General features: G+C 59.1%; 13 protein-coding genes. 11 read left to right on the top strand and 2 right to left on the bottom strand.

The window, feature by feature from the left end; translation table 11 throughout:
• Positions 1-84: 84 nt before the first annotated feature.
• Both NUV89_RS09895 and map read right to left on the bottom strand, forming a co-directional pair.
• Complete coding sequence (locus tag NUV89_RS09895; protein ID WP_257781129.1) at positions 85-2,787, bottom strand: [protein-PII] uridylyltransferase; 2,703 nt, start codon at positions 2,785-2,787, stop codon at positions 85-87.
• A gap of 74 nt (positions 2,788-2,861) precedes the next feature.
• Entirely contained in the window at positions 2,862-3,650 is a 789-nt protein-coding gene (map, locus tag NUV89_RS09890; protein ID WP_257781128.1) for a type I methionyl aminopeptidase, read from the bottom strand.
• A gap of 387 nt (positions 3,651-4,037) precedes the next feature.
• Between map and rpsB the strand changes: the two genes are divergently transcribed.
• The 11 genes from rpsB (at position 4,038) to lpxD (ending at position 15,580) form a co-directional block, all read left to right on the top strand.
• Positions 4,038-4,775: a 30S ribosomal protein S2 gene (rpsB, locus tag NUV89_RS09885; protein ID WP_003189158.1), complete on the top strand. Its 738-nt coding sequence runs from the start codon at positions 4,038-4,040 to the stop codon at positions 4,773-4,775.
• A gap of 191 nt (positions 4,776-4,966) precedes the next feature.
• The gene (tsf, locus tag NUV89_RS09880; protein ID WP_017739118.1) at positions 4,967-5,830 is read left to right on the top strand and encodes a translation elongation factor Ts; all 864 of its coding nucleotides are present in this window, start codon (positions 4,967-4,969) and stop codon (positions 5,828-5,830) included.
• A 209-nt stretch (positions 5,831-6,039) separates the two neighbouring features.
• Complete coding sequence (gene pyrH, locus NUV89_RS09875; RefSeq protein ID WP_003189161.1) at positions 6,040-6,783, top strand: UMP kinase; 744 nt, start codon at positions 6,040-6,042, stop codon at positions 6,781-6,783.
• Positions 6,780-7,337, top strand: coding sequence for a ribosome recycling factor (frr, locus tag NUV89_RS09870; RefSeq protein WP_257781127.1), 558 nt, complete (start codon positions 6,780-6,782; stop codon positions 7,335-7,337). Before pyrH ends, frr begins: the two co-directional genes overlap by 4 nt.
• Before the next feature lie 17 nt (positions 7,338-7,354).
• Complete coding sequence (uppS, locus tag NUV89_RS09865) at positions 7,355-8,110, top strand: polyprenyl diphosphate synthase (RefSeq protein ID WP_257781126.1); 756 nt, start codon at positions 7,355-7,357, stop codon at positions 8,108-8,110.
• Positions 8,111-8,917: a phosphatidate cytidylyltransferase gene (locus NUV89_RS09860; protein ID WP_257781125.1), complete on the top strand. Its 807-nt coding sequence runs from the start codon at positions 8,111-8,113 to the stop codon at positions 8,915-8,917.
• Complete coding sequence (ispC, locus tag NUV89_RS09855; protein WP_257781124.1) at positions 8,914-10,104, top strand: 1-deoxy-D-xylulose-5-phosphate reductoisomerase; 1,191 nt, start codon at positions 8,914-8,916, stop codon at positions 10,102-10,104. The genes NUV89_RS09860 and ispC overlap by 4 nt, the downstream gene beginning before the upstream one ends.
• Before the next feature lie 53 nt (positions 10,105-10,157).
• A complete protein-coding gene (gene rseP / locus NUV89_RS09850) occupies positions 10,158-11,510 on the top strand; it encodes a sigma E protease regulator RseP (protein ID WP_017739114.1) in 1,353 nt (450 codons plus the stop codon).
• 74 nt (positions 11,511-11,584) lie between these two features.
• Positions 11,585-13,972 carry an outer membrane protein assembly factor BamA gene (gene bamA, locus NUV89_RS09845; RefSeq protein WP_257781123.1) on the top strand — a complete coding sequence of 796 codons (2,388 nt, stop codon included), beginning with the start codon at positions 11,585-11,587 and terminating at the stop codon, positions 13,970-13,972.
• 45 nt (positions 13,973-14,017) lie between these two features.
• Positions 14,018-14,521 (top strand): OmpH family outer membrane protein, encoded by a 504-nt coding sequence (locus tag NUV89_RS09840; RefSeq protein ID WP_003172279.1) that lies wholly within the window; start codon positions 14,018-14,020, stop codon positions 14,519-14,521.
• Between the two features lie 3 nt (positions 14,522-14,524).
• The gene (gene lpxD, locus NUV89_RS09835) at positions 14,525-15,580 is read left to right on the top strand and encodes a UDP-3-O-(3-hydroxymyristoyl)glucosamine N-acyltransferase (protein WP_257781122.1); all 1,056 of its coding nucleotides are present in this window, start codon (positions 14,525-14,527) and stop codon (positions 15,578-15,580) included.
• The last annotated feature ends 1 nt before the right edge of the window (position 15,581 follow it).

Raw genomic sequence — 15,581 nt, 5'->3', positions numbered from 1 at the left:
AGTCAGCTGATAGGGGGCTGACACACCGCATTCGCGAGCAAGCCCGCTCCCACACAAGCCCGCTCACACAGTGAAACCGGGTGTTCATATGGTCAGGCGTGTCAGTTCGACGCCGGGTTCCTGGGTCACGCTCAACTGCTGGACGATGGCTTCCTGCAAGCGCAGGCATAGCTCGGGGTCGGACAGCGGCTGGTTGTCGGCGTCGGTGATGAAGAACACGTCTTCGACGCGCTCGCCGAGGGTCGCAATCTTGGCGTTCTGCAACGACAGGTCGAATTCCAGGAAGATCCCGCCGATGCGCGCCAGCAGGCCCGGGCGATCCGGCGCGCTGAGTTCCAGTACCGTAACCGGGCGCTGGGCGTCGTTGGAGATGGTCACCTGCGGCGCAAACGCAAAGTGTTTGAGCTGGCGCGGCACCCGGCGCTGGATGATGGTCGGGTAGTCGTCAGGGTTGCGCAGGGCCTCGGTCAGGCCCTCGCGGATCTTCTTCACCCGCGCCGGGTTGTCGCCAATCGACTCGCCTTCGGTGTCGAGCACGATATAGGTGTCGAGGGTGAACTGGCTGCTGGAGGTGATGACCCGGGCGTCGTGGATGTTCAGGTTGAGCTGGTCCATGGCCGCCACGGTCACGGCGAAGAAGTCGTGCTGGTCGGGCGCATAGATGAAGATCTGCGTGCCGCCCTCGAATTCGCGCTGGGTGGTCTCTTTTATCAGTACCAGCGGGCCGCCATCGGCGGGTTGTTGCAGGATCGCGTCGCTGTGCCAGGCGACATCGCCGGCGGTGTGGCGCAGGAAATAATCGTCACCCAGTTGCGACCACAGTTGTTCGACGTCGTCCGGGTCGTTGCCGCCGCGCACGAGGATATCCAGGGCGGCGCTTTGGGTGCGGCGGATCTGTTCTTCGCGGTCCACCGGGTTTTCCAGGCCACGGCGCAGGGCGCGCTTGGTCTCGGTGTAGAGCTGGCGCAGCAGGCTGGCGCGCCACGAGTTCCACAGCGTGGGGTTGGTGGCGTTGATGTCGGAGACGGTCAGCACATACAGGTAGTCGAGGCGGGTTTCGTCGCCGACTATGCCTGCGAAATCGTGGATCACCTGCGGGTCGGACAAGTCCTTGCGCTGGGCGGTGGTGGACATCACCAGGTGGTTCTGCACCAGCCAGACGATCAGGCGGCTGTCCCACAACGGCAGCTGGTGGCGCTGGCAGAACGCCTCGGCATCGACGGCACCGACTTCCGAGTGATCGCCATGCCGGCCCTTGCCGATGTCGTGGTACAGGCCGGCCAGGTAGATCAGTTCGGGCTTGGGCAGCTTGGCCATGAGCTTGCTGGCCAGCGGGAATTTCTCCGACACCTGGGTGTACTGCAACTTACGCAGGTGCTTAATCAGGTTCAGGGTGTGGGCGTCCACGGTGTAGATGTGGAACAGGTCGTGCTGCATCTGCCCGACGATAAAGCCGAATTCCGGCAGGTAGCGCCCGAGGATGCCGTAGCGGTTCATCCGGCGCAGGTTGCGGTGGATGCCGATCTTGCACTTGAACAGCTCGATAAACAGGCTGGTGTTGCGGATGTCGTTGCGGAACTCATCGTCGATCAGGTGACGGTTTTCCCGCAGCAGCCGGATGGTGTCGGCGCGCACGCCTTTGATTTCCGGCTGCTGGGCCATCAGCACGAAGATTTCCAGCATGGCGAATGGCGTGCGGCGGAACACGTTGTCGTTGCGCGCTTCGATGTAGCCGTCGTGCAGCTGGAAACGCGCGTTGATCGGTTGCGGCGGCGCTTCGTCTTCGGGGGCCAGGATCACTTCTTCGAAGTGCTGGATAATCAGGTCGCTGAGCTGGGCAATGCTCATGACCACCCGGTAGTACTGCTGCATGAAGCTTTCGATGCTGGTTTTCGCATCTTCGCCTTCAAAACCCAGCAGGGTGGCGATGGAGCGTTGATGGTCGAACAGCAGGCGGTCTTCGGCGCGTCCGGCGAGCATGTGCAGGGCGTAGCGCACTTTCCAGATGAACTCCTGGGAGGAGGCCAGCAGGGCGTTTTCGCTTTCCACCAGGAAGCCTTCGCCGGCCAGGGCGCGCAGGTTCAGGGTGCCGTACTGGCGACGGGCTACCCACAAGATCGTCTGGATATCCCGCAGTCCACCGGGCGAGCCTTTGACGTTGGGTTCCAGGTTGTATTCGGTGTCGTTGTACTTGTGATGGCGGGCCTTCTGCTCGGCACGCTTGGCCAGGAAGAAGTCCTTGCTCGGCCACATGTGCGCGGTGCTGGTGACTTCGAGCATGCGCTGGCGCAGGCGCTCGGGGCCGGCGATGGTGCGGCTTTCCATCAGGTTGGTGATGACGGTGAGGTCAGCGCGGGCTTCTTCGGCGCATTCGTCCACCGAGCGTACGCTCTGGCCGACTTCCAGGCCGATGTCCCACAGCAAGGTGAGAAAGCGCTCGATGGAATCGCGAAAGATCTCATGATCGGCGCTGTCCAGCAGGATCAGCAGGTCGATGTCGGAGTAGGGGTGCAGTTCGCCACGGCCGTAGCCGCCGACGGCCACCAGGGCGATATCGGCGTCTTCGCTCCAGTTGAACTGTTCCCAGGCCTTTTGCAGGATGTTATCGACGAACCAGGCGCGGTCCTCGATCAGCCGGCGGATGTCGCGGCCGCTGCGAAAGCGCTCATCGAGCACCTCGCGGGCCTGGCGGATCGCCTTCTTGAAGGCGGCGATGGGGCTCGCCTTCAGGGCCAGTTCGGCCTGGAACTGGCCACGGTCGAAGAGTTCGGGATCCACCTGGGGCATCGATCGGTTTTCCTTTCTATCTATTCAGTCAGTCACTACATGTCGCGGGAAAACCTGAAGCAACCTGCTTACACCTAAACGGCAGCCGAAACGCGTGGAATCGTGTCGTCGGCGCGCAGGGTGAAAATCTCGTAGCCGGTTTCGGTGACCAGCAGGGTGTGTTCCCACTGGGCCGAGAGCTTGCGGTCCTTGGTGATGGCGGTCCAGCCGTCGCCCAGCACCTTGGTGTCGGCCTTGCCCTGGTTAATCATCGGCTCGATGGTGAAGGTCATGCCGGCTTTCAGCTCCATGCCGGTGCCGGCGCGGCCGTAGTGCAGGATCTGCGGTTCTTCGTGGAACACGGTGCCGATACCGTGGCCGCAGAATTCGCGGACGACGGAGAAGCCGTTCTTTTCCGCATGCTTCTGGATCACTTCACCGATGTCGCCGAGGCGGCAGCCAGGCTTGACGATTTCGATGGCCTTGTACATGCATTCCTGGGTCACCTGGGACAGGCGCTCGGCCCAGACCGGCACGGTGCCGACGTGGAACATGCGGCTGGTGTCGCCGAAGTAGCGGTCCTTAATCACGGTGACGTCGATGTTCAGGGTGTCGCCGTCCTTCAACGGCTTGTCGCCCGGAATCCCGTGGCAGACAACGTGGTTGACCGAGGTGCAGATCGACTTGGGGAAGCCCTTGTAGTTCAGCGGCGCAGGAATGGCGCCCTGCACGTTGACTATATAGTCGTGGCAGATCTGGTTGAGGGTTTCGGTGGTGACGCCGGGCTTGACGTGCTCGGCAATCATTTCCAGCACGTCGGCAGCCAGTTTGCCGGCGATGCGCATGCCAGCAATGTCTTTGGCGGTCTTCAAACTAACGGTCATACAGGCTCTCTCTAGCGCGACGCGCTGAAATCAATACGGTTCACGGGCGTGCGACAAAAGGTTACAGAATTCGCACAAGCCCCAAAAAACGCGATTCTAACAGACGTGGGCGGCAAATCATGAGCCCCCGACGATCGCTTCTCTCTATAAGGTAGGGTGATGTTGGCTCTATTCAAGGGGTTGCGTAAATGCGGTGGGCGGCAAATGCGATTGCGGGTTTCGTTTTTGCGGATGCTGTGGTATAAAATGCGCCGCTTTCCGGGGATACCCCGTGAAGCTTAAATCCACACACGTGTCGACACGATGACCTGGGTGCCGGAGGCCTTGATGCCGCTGGTTGGTCATTGGGATACGTGGAGGCCAAACCCGACTTATTAAGGAACTATCATGTCCCAAGTCAACATGCGCGATATGCTGAAGGCCGGTGTGCACTTCGGTCACCAGACCCGTTACTGGAACCCGAAAATGGGTAAATACATTTTCGGCGCACGTAACAAGATCCACATCATCAACCTTGAAAAAACCCTGCCAATGTTCAACGAAGCTCTGACTTTCGTAGAGCGCCTGGCCCAGGGCAAAAACAAGATTCTGTTCGTCGGCACCAAGCGTTCCGCTGGCAAGATCGTTGCTGAAGAAGCAGCACGTTGCGGTTCGCCGTACGTCGATCACCGCTGGTTGGGCGGCATGCTGACCAACTTCAAAACCATCCGTGCTTCCATCAAGCGTCTGCGTGACCTTGAAGTGCAAGCCGAAGACGGTACTTTCGCCAAGCTGACCAAGAAAGAAGCGCTGATGCGCTCCCGTGACCTGGAAAAGCTCGATCGTTCCCTGGGTGGTATCAAGGACATGGGCGGTCTGCCTGACGCACTGTTCGTTATCGACGTTGATCACGAGCGCATCGCGATCACCGAAGCCAACAAGCTGGGCATCCCTGTTATCGGCGTAGTCGATACCAACAGCAGCCCAGAAGGCGTTGACTACATCATCCCAGGCAACGATGACGCAATCCGCGCTATCCAGCTGTACATGGGTTCGATGGCTGACGCTGTAATCCGTGGTCGCAACCACGTTGCTGGCGGTACCGAGCAGTTCGTTGAAGAAGCTCCGGTAGCAGCCGCTGAGTAATAGCGCCCTGGCGTTGACTCAGTAAGCAAAAAGGGGGCTTGGCCCCCTTTTTGCCACCTCGAAAACCATTTGTCGGCAGCGCAGCTACAACACCTGTAACGTGCAGCGGCCTACAAGGGTGATTCGGGAAGAATTGATCCCCCGTTCGATCGGGTGGAATGGTTGAAAACCTATCCAAGAGGAATTTGAAAATGGCAGCAATTACTGCAGCGTTGGTTAAAGAACTGCGTGAGCGTACCGGCGAAGGCATGATGGATTGCAAGAAAGCCCTGGAAAAGGCTGACGGCGACATCGAAAAAGCCATTGATGACATGCGTGCTTCCGGCGCCATCAAGGCTGCCAAGAAAGCAGGCAACGTAGCTGCTGAAGGCGCGATCGCTCTGAAAGAAGACGGCAAATCCGCTGTTCTGCTGGAAGTGAACTCGCAGACCGACTTCCTGGCTCTGCAGGACGACTTCAAGGCGTTCGTAGCTGCCAGCGTTGAAAAAGCATTCGCTGACAAGCTGACTACCGTTGAGCCTCTGATCGAAGCTCAAGAAGCTGCTCGCCTGGTACTGGTCGGCAAGGTTGGCGAAAACGTCAACATCCGTCGCCTGGTTCGCGTTGAAGGTGATGTTGTGGGTGGTTACCTGCACGGCAACAAGATCGGTGTTGCAGTTGTCCTGAAAGGCGGCAACGTTGAACTGGCCAAAGACATCGCTATGCACGTAGCGGCCAGCAACCCTGAGTTCCTGCTGCCTTCGGAAGTTTCTGCCGAAGCGATCGAGCGTGAAAAAGCTGTGTTCCTGCAGCTGAACGAAGAAAAAATCAAAGGCAAGCCAGAAAATATTGTTGAGAACATGGTCAAAGGCCGTATCAGCAAGTTCCTGGCTGAAGCAAGCCTGGTTGAGCAGGCGTTCGTCAAGAACCCTGAAATCAAGGTTGGCGAACTGGCTAAGAAAGCCGGTGCTGAAATCGTTTCCTTCACTTACTTCAAAGTAGGCGAAGGCATCGAGAAGCCGGTCGACAACTTCGCTGAAGAAGTTGCTGCCCAGCTGGCTGCCGCCAAGCAATAAGACAGTTTTCAACTGTCGCCCGAAAGAGGCTGCCCGCTCACGCGCGCAGCCTCTTTTCAAATGGGAAGGTCAATTTTATTTGGATTCCCTTCGGAACTGGCTTACAAAGCCGTGTTCCGATGGCGCTGTGAGAGCGTCCAGCTAGAGTGAACGCAAGCCGTAAACGGCTCGCCAAGAATTTTTAAAATACGCCGCAGGAGAGATTCGCAATGGCTCAGCAGGGCAGTGGTTATCAGGCTCGCTATAAACGCATTCTACTCAAGCTTAGCGGCGAGGCCCTGATGGGCTCGGAAGAGTTCGGGATCGATCCCAAGGTGCTCGACCGCATGGCGCTGGAAGTCGGCCAACTGGTCGGCATCGGCGTGCAGGTCGGCCTGGTGATTGGTGGCGGTAACCTGTTCCGCGGCGCGGCACTGAGTGCGGCCGGTATGGATCGGGTGACTGGCGACCATATGGGCATGCTGGCCACTGTGATGAACGCCCTGGCCATGCGTGACGCCCTGGAGCGTGCCAATATCTCGGCTATCGTGATGTCGGCTATTTCCATGGTCGGCGTGACCGATCACTATGATCGTCGCAAAGCCATGCGCCACCTGAATTCGAAAGAAGTGGTGATCTTCGCTGCCGGCACGGGTAACCCGTTCTTCACCACCGATTCGGCTGCGTGCCTGCGCGCGATCGAAATCGATGCGGACGTCGTGCTCAAGGCGACCAAGGTCGACGGCGTATACACTGCAGACCCATTCAAAGACCCGCATGCCGAGAAGTTCGATCATCTGACCTACGATGAAGTGCTGGATCGCAAGCTGGGTGTGATGGACCTGACGGCAATCTGCCTGTGCCGCGACCACAAGATGCCGCTGCGCGTATTTAACATGAACAAACCCGGCGCCCTGCTGAATATCGTACACGGCGGCGCTGAAGGGACTCTGATCGAGGAAGGCCAACAATGATCAACGAAATCAAGAAAGACGCTCAAGAGCGTATGCAGAAATCCCTGGACTCCCTGAACCATGCATTTGGTCAGATCCGTACAGGCAAGGCCCACCCAAGCATCCTGGGTAGCGTGATGGTGCCGTACTACGGCACAGACACCTCCATCACCCAAGTCGCCAACATCACCGTAAAAGACTCGCGCACCCTGCAAGTCGTAGCCTTTGAGCGCAACATGCTCGCCGCGGTCGACAAGGCCATCCAGAGTGCCGGGCTGAACCTCAACCCGACCAACCTGGGCGAGTTGTTGCTGATCTCCATGCCGGCCCTGACTGAAGAAACCCGCAAGGGCTTCACCAAGCAGGCGCGCAGTGCCGCTGAAGACGCACGTGTTGCTGTTCGCAACATCCGTCGCGATGCGCTGGGTGATCTGAAGAAGCTGGTCAAGGACAAGGAAATCAGCGAAGACGAAGAGCGCCGTGCCATCGCTGATATCGACAAGCTGACCAAAGACGCCGAGGCCCAGATCACCAAGGCCACCGAAGAAAAAGAAAAGGACCTGATGGCCGTATAAGGGGTCAGGACGCCTTCATGGAAAAGACCAAGCAGACTGTACCCTCTGTGGTGCCGCGCCATGTCGCGATCATCATGGATGGGAATAATCGCTGGGCGAAGAAACGCTTTATGCCGGGTGTTGCCGGGCATAAAGCGGGTGTCGATGCGGTGCGGGCTGTGATTGAGGTGTGCGCCGAGGCCAAGGTCGAAGTACTGACCCTCTTTGCCTTCTCCAGCGAAAACTGGCAACGCCCTGCCGAAGAAGTCAGCGCCCTGATGGATCTGTTCTTCAGGGCATTGCGCCGTGAGGCCAAGCGCCTCAACGACAACAATATCAGCCTGCGTATCATCGGTGACCGTTCACGGTTCCATCCAGAGCTGCAGGCGGCCATGCGCGAGGCTGAGGCCATTACCGCAGGTGCCAACCGTTTTGTGTTGCAGATCGCAGCCAATTACGGCGGCCAGTGGGATATTGCCCAGGCGGCACAGCGGCTCGCCCGCGAAGTGCAGGCCGGTCATCTGCGGCCGGACGACATCACGCCCGAATTGTTGCAAACCTGCCTGGTGACCGGTGATCTGCCGTTGCCGGACTTGTGCATCCGCACCGGTGGCGAGCACCGCATCAGTAACTTCCTGTTGTGGCAGCTGGCTTACACCGAGCTGTACTTCTCCGACCTGTTCTGGCCGGACTTCAAACACGATGCCATGCGCAATGCGCTGGCTGATTTCGCTTCCCGTCAGCGTCGCTTTGGTAAAACAAGTGAGCAGATCGAAGCTGGAGCCCGGGTTTAAATGCTTAAACAACGAATCATCACGGCACTGATCCTGCTGCCGATTGCCCTGTGTGGGTTTTTCCTGCTCGACGGCTCCAGCTTTGCGCTGTTTATCGGCCTGGTGGTGACCCTCGGGGCTTGGGAGTGGGCGCGCCTGGCGGGCTTCACCAGCCAGTTGCCGCGCGTGGCGTACGCCGCTGTCGTGGCGCTTCTGTTGTTCCTGATGTATATCCTGCCGGACATCGCGCCCTGGGTGCTGGGGGCGGCGGTGTTGTGGTGGGCGTTGGCGACCTTCCTGGTGCTGACCTTTCCGCGTACCAGCGGCCAGTGGTCCAGCGTGGCCTGCAAGCTGGTGATTGGCTTGTTGATCCTGTTGCCAGCTTGGCAAGGGCTGGTGGAGATCAAGCGCTACCCCATCGGTAACGAGTTGATCCTGGCCGTGATGGTGCTGGTGTGGGGGGCTGATATCGGTGCCTACTTCTCCGGCCGGGCGTTCGGCAAGCGCAAGCTGGCGCCGGCTGTCAGCCCGGGCAAGAGCTGGGAGGGGGTGTATGGCGGCCTGGCTTTGACGTTGGCTATCACGCTGGTTGTTGGTGTGGTGCGCGACTGGTCGGTGAAGGAGATTTTCCTCGGCTTGCTGGGCACGGCCATTGTCGTATTTATCTCGGTGGTGGGTGACCTTACCGAAAGCATGTTCAAGCGCCAGGCCGGGATCAAGGACAGCAGCAACCTGCTGCCAGGTCACGGCGGCGTGCTGGACCGCATCGACAGCCTGACGGCCGCGATTCCGATCTTTGCCGTGCTGTTGTGGATGATCGCGTCATGAGCCGCTTGCAGCAAGTTACCGTGCTCGGCGCTACCGGCTCGGTGGGCCTGAGCACCCTGGATGTGATTGCTCGTCATCCTGAGCGCTATCAAGTGTTTGCCCTGACCGGCTACTCGCGCCTGAGTGAGTTGCTGGCCCTGTGCGTGCGCCATGCGCCACGCTTTGCCGTGGTGCCTGAGGCCGCTGCTGCCCGAGGCTTGCAGGATGATCTGCGGGCAGCGGGCCTGGCGACCCAAGTGCTGGTGGGCGAGGAGGGCTTGTGCCAGGTCTCGGCGGATGCCGAGGTGGATACCGTCGTGGCGGCCATTGTCGGCGCTGCGGGCCTGCGCCCGACCCTGGCGGCTGTCGATGCTGGCAAGAAGATCTTGCTGGCCAATAAAGAGGCGCTGGTGATGTCCGGCACCCTCTTTATGCAGGCGGTGCGCAAGAGCGGCGCCGTGTTGCTGCCCCTCGACAGCGAGCACAATGCGATTTTCCAGTGCATGCCCGGTGATTTTGCCCGAGGCTTGAGCCAGGTGGGTGTGCGCCGGATTCTTCTGACGGCGTCCGGTGGTCCGTTTCGGCAGACTCCATTGGCTGAGTTGGAGCACGTATCGCCTGACCAGGCCTGTGCCCATCCAAACTGGTCCATGGGGCGCAAGATCTCCGTGGATTCGGCGAGCATGATGAACAAGGGCCTCGAGTTGATCGAGGCGTGCTGGCTGTTTGATGCGCGGCCTGACCAAGTCGAGGTGGTGATTCACCCCCAAAGTGTGATTCATTCCCTCGTCGATTACGTGGATGGTTCGGTTTTGGCGCAATTGGGCAACCCTGATATGCGCACGCCGATCGCCAATGCCCTGGCCTGGCCTGAGCGGATCGATTCTGGCGTGGCGCCGTTGGACCTGTTTGCGATTGCCCGCCTGGATTTCGAAGCGCCGGACGAGCAGCGGTTTCCTTGCCTGCGCCTGGCGCGGCAAGCGGCAGAGGCGGGCAACAGTGCGCCGGCGATGCTCAACGCGGCGAATGAAGTGGCGGTGGCGGCGTTTCTCGACGGGCGCATCCGCTTTCCGCAGATCGCGAGTATCATCGAGGACGTCCTGGGCCTTGAGCCTGTGGTCGCGGTCGATGATTTGGCGGCGGTGTTCGAGGCGGATGCAAAGGCCCGGGCCCTGGCCGAGCAATGGTTGAACCGCAACGCGCGTTAGCCTGCGGGCTCGCTTGAGCCTTCAGGCACTGGATTGGAATGCGGAGAAATTAGATGAGTGCGCTCTACATGATTGTCGGCACCCTGGTTGCTCTGGGTGTGCTGGTTACCTTCCACGAATTCGGCCACTTCTGGGTCGCGCGTCGTTGCGGCGTCAAGGTACTGCGCTTTTCCGTCGGTTTCGGCATGCCGTTGCTGCGCTGGCACGACCGCCAAGGCACCGAGTTCGTGATTGCGGCGATCCCGTTGGGTGGCTACGTCAAGATGCTCGACGAGCGCGAAGGCGAAGTGCCGGCCGATCAGTTGGACCAATCCTTCAATCGCAAGACCGTTCGTCAGCGAATCGCCATCGTTGCTGCCGGGCCGATCGCCAACTTCCTGTTGGCGATGTTTTTTTTCTGGGTCCTGGCCATGCTCGGCAGCGAGCAGGTGCGCCCGGTCATCGGCGCGGTCGAAGCCGATAGCATCGCTGCCAAGGCCGGGTTGGCCGCAGGACAGGAAATTGTTGCAATTGATGGCGAGCCGACCACTGGGTGGGGCGCGGTCAACTTGCAGTTGGTGCGACGCCTGGGCGAGAGCGGTACCGTCAAGGTAGTGGTGCGTGAGCAGGATTCGACTGCCGAGACCCCGCGTGAACTGGTGCTGGATCGCTGGTTGCAGGGCGCCGATGAGCCTGATCCGATCAAGTCGCTGGGCATTCGTATCTGGCGTCCGAGCCTGCCGCCAGTGCTTGCCGAGCTGGATCCGAAAGGTCCTGCCCAGGCTGCCGGCCTGAAGACCGGTGATCGCCTGTTGGCCCTGGACGGCCAGGCGCTGGGCGACTGGCAGCAAGTGGTTGACCTGGTGCGTGTACGTCCTGATACCAAAATTGTGCTGAAAGTCGAACGCGAAGGTGCTCAAATCGACGTCCCCGTGACCCTGTCGTTGCGTGGGGAGGCCAAGGCGGCCGGGGGTTATCTCGGTGCCGGGGTGAAGAGTCCGGAGTGGCCGCCGTCCATGCTGCGCGAGGTCAGTTTCGGGCCTTTGGAGGCGATTGGCGAGGGTGCGAAACGTACCTGGACCATGAGTGTACTGACCCTCGAATCCCTTAAGAAAATGTTGTTCGGCGAGCTCTCGGTAAAAAACTTGAGTGGACCGATAACCATTGCTAAAGTGGCGGGCGCTTCTGCCCAGTCGGGTGTCGCAGATTTCCTGAATTTCCTGGCTTATCTGAGTATTAGCCTGGGTGTTCTGAATTTGCTGCCCATTCCAGTATTGGATGGGGGGCATCTGTTGTTTTATCTGGTCGAGTGGGTGCGTGGTCGCCCCTTGTCGGATCGGGTGCAGGGTTGGGGGATACAGATCGGTATCAGTTTGGTGGTCGGGGTGATGTTGTTAGCCCTGGTCAACGATCTGGGACGTCTGTAACGCTTCGCTGAATTGCGAATCTGCCGCATTTTGCGGCAGTTTGTTTATTGCCAGTTGGAATAAGAAAGGACTTCATGAAACGTCTGCTGCTAACTGCGGTTCTCACCGTATTGATGATCGCCGAAGTTCACGCCGAGTCCTTCACCATCTCCGATATTCGCGTCAACGGCCTCCAGCGGGTTTCCGCGGGTAGCGTCTTTGGTGCGCTGCCGTTGAACGTCGGGGAACAGGCTGATGATCGTCGCCTGGTGGAATCCACTCGTGCGCTGTTCAAAACCGGTTTCTTTCAAGATATCCAACTGGGTCGCGAAGGCAACGTCCTGGTCATCACCGTGGTTGAGCGACCTTCCGTCGCCAGTATCGAGATCGAAGGCAACAAGGCGATCTCTACTGAAGACCTGATGAAGGGTCTCAAGCAATCCGGCCTGGCCGAGGGCGAGATCTTCCAGCGCGCCACCCTTGAAGGTGTGCGTAACGAACTGCAACGCCAGTACGTTGCCCAGGGCCGCTACTCGGCGTCCGTGGAAACCGAAGTGATCCCACAGCCTCGTAACCGTGTCGGCCTCAAGGTCAACATCAACGAAGGCACCGTGGCGGCCATTCAGCACATCAACGTGGTGGGCAACACCAAGTTCGCTGATGACGACCTGATCGATCTGTTCGAGCTGAAGACCACCAACTGGTTGTCGTTCTTCAAGAACGACGACAAGTACGCCCGTGAAAAACTCTCCGGTGACCTGGAGCGCCTGCGTTCCTACTACCTGGACCGTGGCTATATCAACATGGATATTGCCTCCACCCAGGTGTCCATCACCCCGGACAAGAAACACGTCTACATCACCGTCAACGTCAACGAAGGCGAGAAGTACAAGGTTCGTGACGTGAAACTCAGCGGTGACCTCAAGGTTCCTGAAGATCAGGTCAAGGCCCTGCTGCTGGTGCAGAAGGACCAGGTGTTCTCGCGCAAGCTGATGACCACCACCTCCGAACTGATTACCCGTCGCCTGGGTAACGAAGGCTATACCTTTGCCAACGTCAACGGCGTGCCGACTCCGCACGATGATGACCACACCGTGGACATCACCTTTGTCGTCGACCCAGGCAAGCGTGCCTATGTGAACCGCATCAACTTCCGCGGCAACACCAAGTCTGCGGACGAAGTGCTGCGTCGTGAAATGCGCCAGATGGAAGGTGGCTGGGCGTCGACCTACCTGATCGACCAGTCCAAGACCCGTCTTGAGCGCCTGGGCTTCTTCAAGGAAGTGAACGTCGAAACCCCGGCCGTACCGGGTGTGGATGACCAGGTTGACGTGAACTACGCCGTAGAAGAACAAGCGTCGGGTTCGATCACCGCCAGCGTCGGCTTCGCACAGAGTGCCGGCCTGATCCTCGGTGGCTCGATTACCCAGAACAACTTCCTGGGTACCGGTAACAAGGTTTCCATCGGCCTGACCCGCAGCGAATACCAGAGCCGCTATAACTTCGGTTATGTCGACCCCTACTGGACTGCTGATGGCGTGAGCCTGGGCTACAACGCCTTCTACCGCACCACCGACTACAAAGACCTCGATGTTGACGTTGCAAGCTATGCGATCGACAGCCTGGGTGCTGGCGTGAACATTGGTTACCCGATCAGTGAGACCTCACGTCTGACCTTCGGCCTGACGGCGCAACAGGATGAGATCAAGACCGGTGTGTACACCGTGGACGAAATCTTCAACTTCGTACGTACCGAAGGCGACAAGTTCCTGAACTTCAAGGCGTCGGCCGGCTGGTCCGAGTCCACCTTGAACAAAGGCGTACTGGCAACCCGTGGCCACTCCCAGAGCCTGACCCTGGAAGCCACCACGCCAGGCAGCGACCTGTCGTTCTTCAAGCTTGACTACCGCGGCCAGCTGTTCCAGCCATTGAGCGACAACTACACCATGCGCCTGCACACTGAGCTGGGTTATGGCGATGGTTATGGTTCGACCAATGGTCTGCCGTTCTACGAGAACTACTATGCGGGTGGCTTCAACTCCGTACGTGGTTTCAAGGACAGCACCTTGGGTCCGCGTGGTACTCCAAGTCGTGGTGTGGGCATTACCGGTAACCAAGGCACTGTGGCTGACTCCGACAACGACCCACTGCCGTTCGGTGGTAACGTGTTGATTCAGGGTGGTGCTGAGATTCTGTTCCCGCTGCCATTCGTCAAGGATCAGCGCTCCCTGCGTACCTCGGTATTCTGGGATGTGGGTAACGTGTTCGATTCCAAGTGCGAGCAGATCCGGAACCCAAGTGGCGTCAAGTCCCAGACTCAGTGCAACGACGTGAGCCTCAGCAACCTGGCAAGCTCCGTCGGTGTAGGTGTGACCTGGGTGACCGCGCTCGGCCCGTTGAGCTTTGCTCTGGCCATGCCGATCAAGAAACCGGATAACGCTGAAACCCAGATTTTCCAATTCTCCCTCGGCCAGACGTTCTAAGCGTCTGACCCAAGATAACGACAACGGATTCTGTAGGAGTACATCGTGCGTAAGTTGACTCAATTGGTTCTGCTGGCCACCGTGCTGGTAACCACCCCGGCCTTCGCCGAAATGAAAATCGCCGTCCTGAACTATCAGATGGCTCTGCTGGAATCCGATGCGGCCAAGAAGTACGCCGTGGATGCCGAGAAGAAATTCGGTCCGCAGCTGACCAAGCTCAAGACCCTGGAAAGCAGCGCCAAGGGCATCCAGGATCGTCTGGTAGCCGGTGGCGACAAGATGCAGCAAGGCGAGCGCGAGCGTCTGGAGCTTGAATTCAAGCAAAAGGCCCGTGACTACCAGTTCCAGTCCAAGGAACTGAACGAAGCCAAGGCTGTTGCTGACCGTGAAATGCTCAAGCAGCTGAAGCCTAAACTCGACAGCGCCGTGGAAGAAGTCATCAAGAAAGGTGCCTTTGACCTGGTGTTCGAGCGCGGCGCCGTGATCGACGTCAAGCCTCAATACGACATCACCCGTCAGGTGATCGAGCGCATGAACCAGCTGAAGTAAGCCATGACCGCGACTATCAAACTCGGCGAGTTGGCCGAGTTCCTGGGGGCCGACTTGCGCGGCTCCCCGGAGAAGGAAATCACTGGGCTAGCCACCTTGCAGGAGGCTGGCCCAGCTCAGTTGAGCTTCCTCGCAAATCCTCAGTACCGTAAATACCTCGTCGACAGCCAAGCCGCAGCCGTGTTGCTGAAAGCCGCTGACGCCGAAGGGTTTGCCGGGGATGCGCTGGTGGTGGCCGACCCGTACCTGGCTTACGCGCGTGCGTCGCACCTGTTCGACCCGAAACCCAAGGCTGTCGCCGGGATCCATCCGTCTGCAGTCATCGCCGATGATGCCCAGGTTGATCCTGCGGCCAGCATTGGTGCCTTTGCGGTGATCGAGAGCGGTGCACGCATTGCGGCTGGTGTCACGGTCGGTGCCCATTGCTTTATCGGTGCACGCTGCGAAATCGGCGCCGGTGGTTGGCTGGCTCCCCGCGTGACCCTGTACCACGATGTGCGTATTGGCGAGCGTGTAGTGATTCAATCGGGTGCTGTGATCGGTGGGGAAGGCTTTGGCTTTGCCAACTCGAAAGGCATCTGGAACAAGATCGCCCAGGTCGGTGGTGTGTTGATCGGCGATGATGTGGAAATAGGCGTGAACACGGCTGTCGATCGCGGGGCCTTGGCCGATACCGTGATCGGTAATGGCGTGAAGCTCGACAACCAGATCCAGATCGCCCACAACGTACAGATTGGCGATCACACCGCCATGGCCGCCTGCGTCGGTATCTCCGGCAGCACCAAGATCGGCAAGCATTGCATGCTCGCCGGTGGCGTTGGGTTGGTAGGCCACATCGACATTTGCGACAACGTCTTCATCACCGGCATGACCATGGTGACCCACTCGATTACCGAGCCTGGCGCCTATTCTTCCGGTACGGCCATGCAGCCCGCAGCTGAATGGCGCAAAAGTGCAGCACGCTTGAGGCATCTGGATGACATGGCTCGACGTCTTAAACAGCTGGAAAAGCGTGTTGGTGAAGTGACCCCTGGTGGTAATGCTTCATCAGAAGGCTGAT

Origin of the sequence: Pseudomonas sp. 18.1.10 (assembly GCF_024655625.1) — a bacterium.
GTDB lineage: Bacteria > Pseudomonadota > Gammaproteobacteria > Pseudomonadales > Pseudomonadaceae > Aquipseudomonas.
This window is presented reverse-complemented; position numbering and strand designations above follow the sequence as displayed.

What these genes read in the sequence shown, in the direction of transcription:
- uppS (WP_257781126.1), top strand. Translation starts at nt 7,355, where the DNA reads ATGGAAAAGACCAAGCAGACTGTACCCTCTGTGGTGCCGCGCCATGTC.
- rseP (WP_017739114.1), top strand. Translation starts at nt 10,158, where the DNA reads ATGAGTGCGCTCTACATGATTGTCGGCACCCTGGTTGCTCTGGGTGTG.
- NUV89_RS09860 (WP_257781125.1), top strand. Translation starts at nt 8,111, where the DNA reads ATGCTTAAACAACGAATCATCACGGCACTGATCCTGCTGCCGATTGCC.
- map (WP_257781128.1), bottom strand. Translation starts at nt 3,650, where the DNA reads ATGACCGTTAGTTTGAAGACCGCCAAAGACATTGCTGGCATGCGCATC.
- pyrH (WP_003189161.1), top strand. Translation starts at nt 6,040, where the DNA reads ATGGCTCAGCAGGGCAGTGGTTATCAGGCTCGCTATAAACGCATTCTA.
- tsf (WP_017739118.1), top strand. Translation starts at nt 4,967, where the DNA reads ATGGCAGCAATTACTGCAGCGTTGGTTAAAGAACTGCGTGAGCGTACC.
- rpsB (WP_003189158.1), top strand. Translation starts at nt 4,038, where the DNA reads ATGTCCCAAGTCAACATGCGCGATATGCTGAAGGCCGGTGTGCACTTC.
- ispC (WP_257781124.1), top strand. Translation starts at nt 8,914, where the DNA reads ATGAGCCGCTTGCAGCAAGTTACCGTGCTCGGCGCTACCGGCTCGGTG.
- NUV89_RS09895 (WP_257781129.1), bottom strand. Translation starts at nt 2,787, where the DNA reads ATGCCCCAGGTGGATCCCGAACTCTTCGACCGTGGCCAGTTCCAGGCC.
- frr (WP_257781127.1), top strand. Translation starts at nt 6,780, where the DNA reads ATGATCAACGAAATCAAGAAAGACGCTCAAGAGCGTATGCAGAAATCC.
- lpxD (WP_257781122.1), top strand. Translation starts at nt 14,525, where the DNA reads ATGACCGCGACTATCAAACTCGGCGAGTTGGCCGAGTTCCTGGGGGCC.
- bamA (WP_257781123.1), top strand. Translation starts at nt 11,585, where the DNA reads ATGAAACGTCTGCTGCTAACTGCGGTTCTCACCGTATTGATGATCGCC.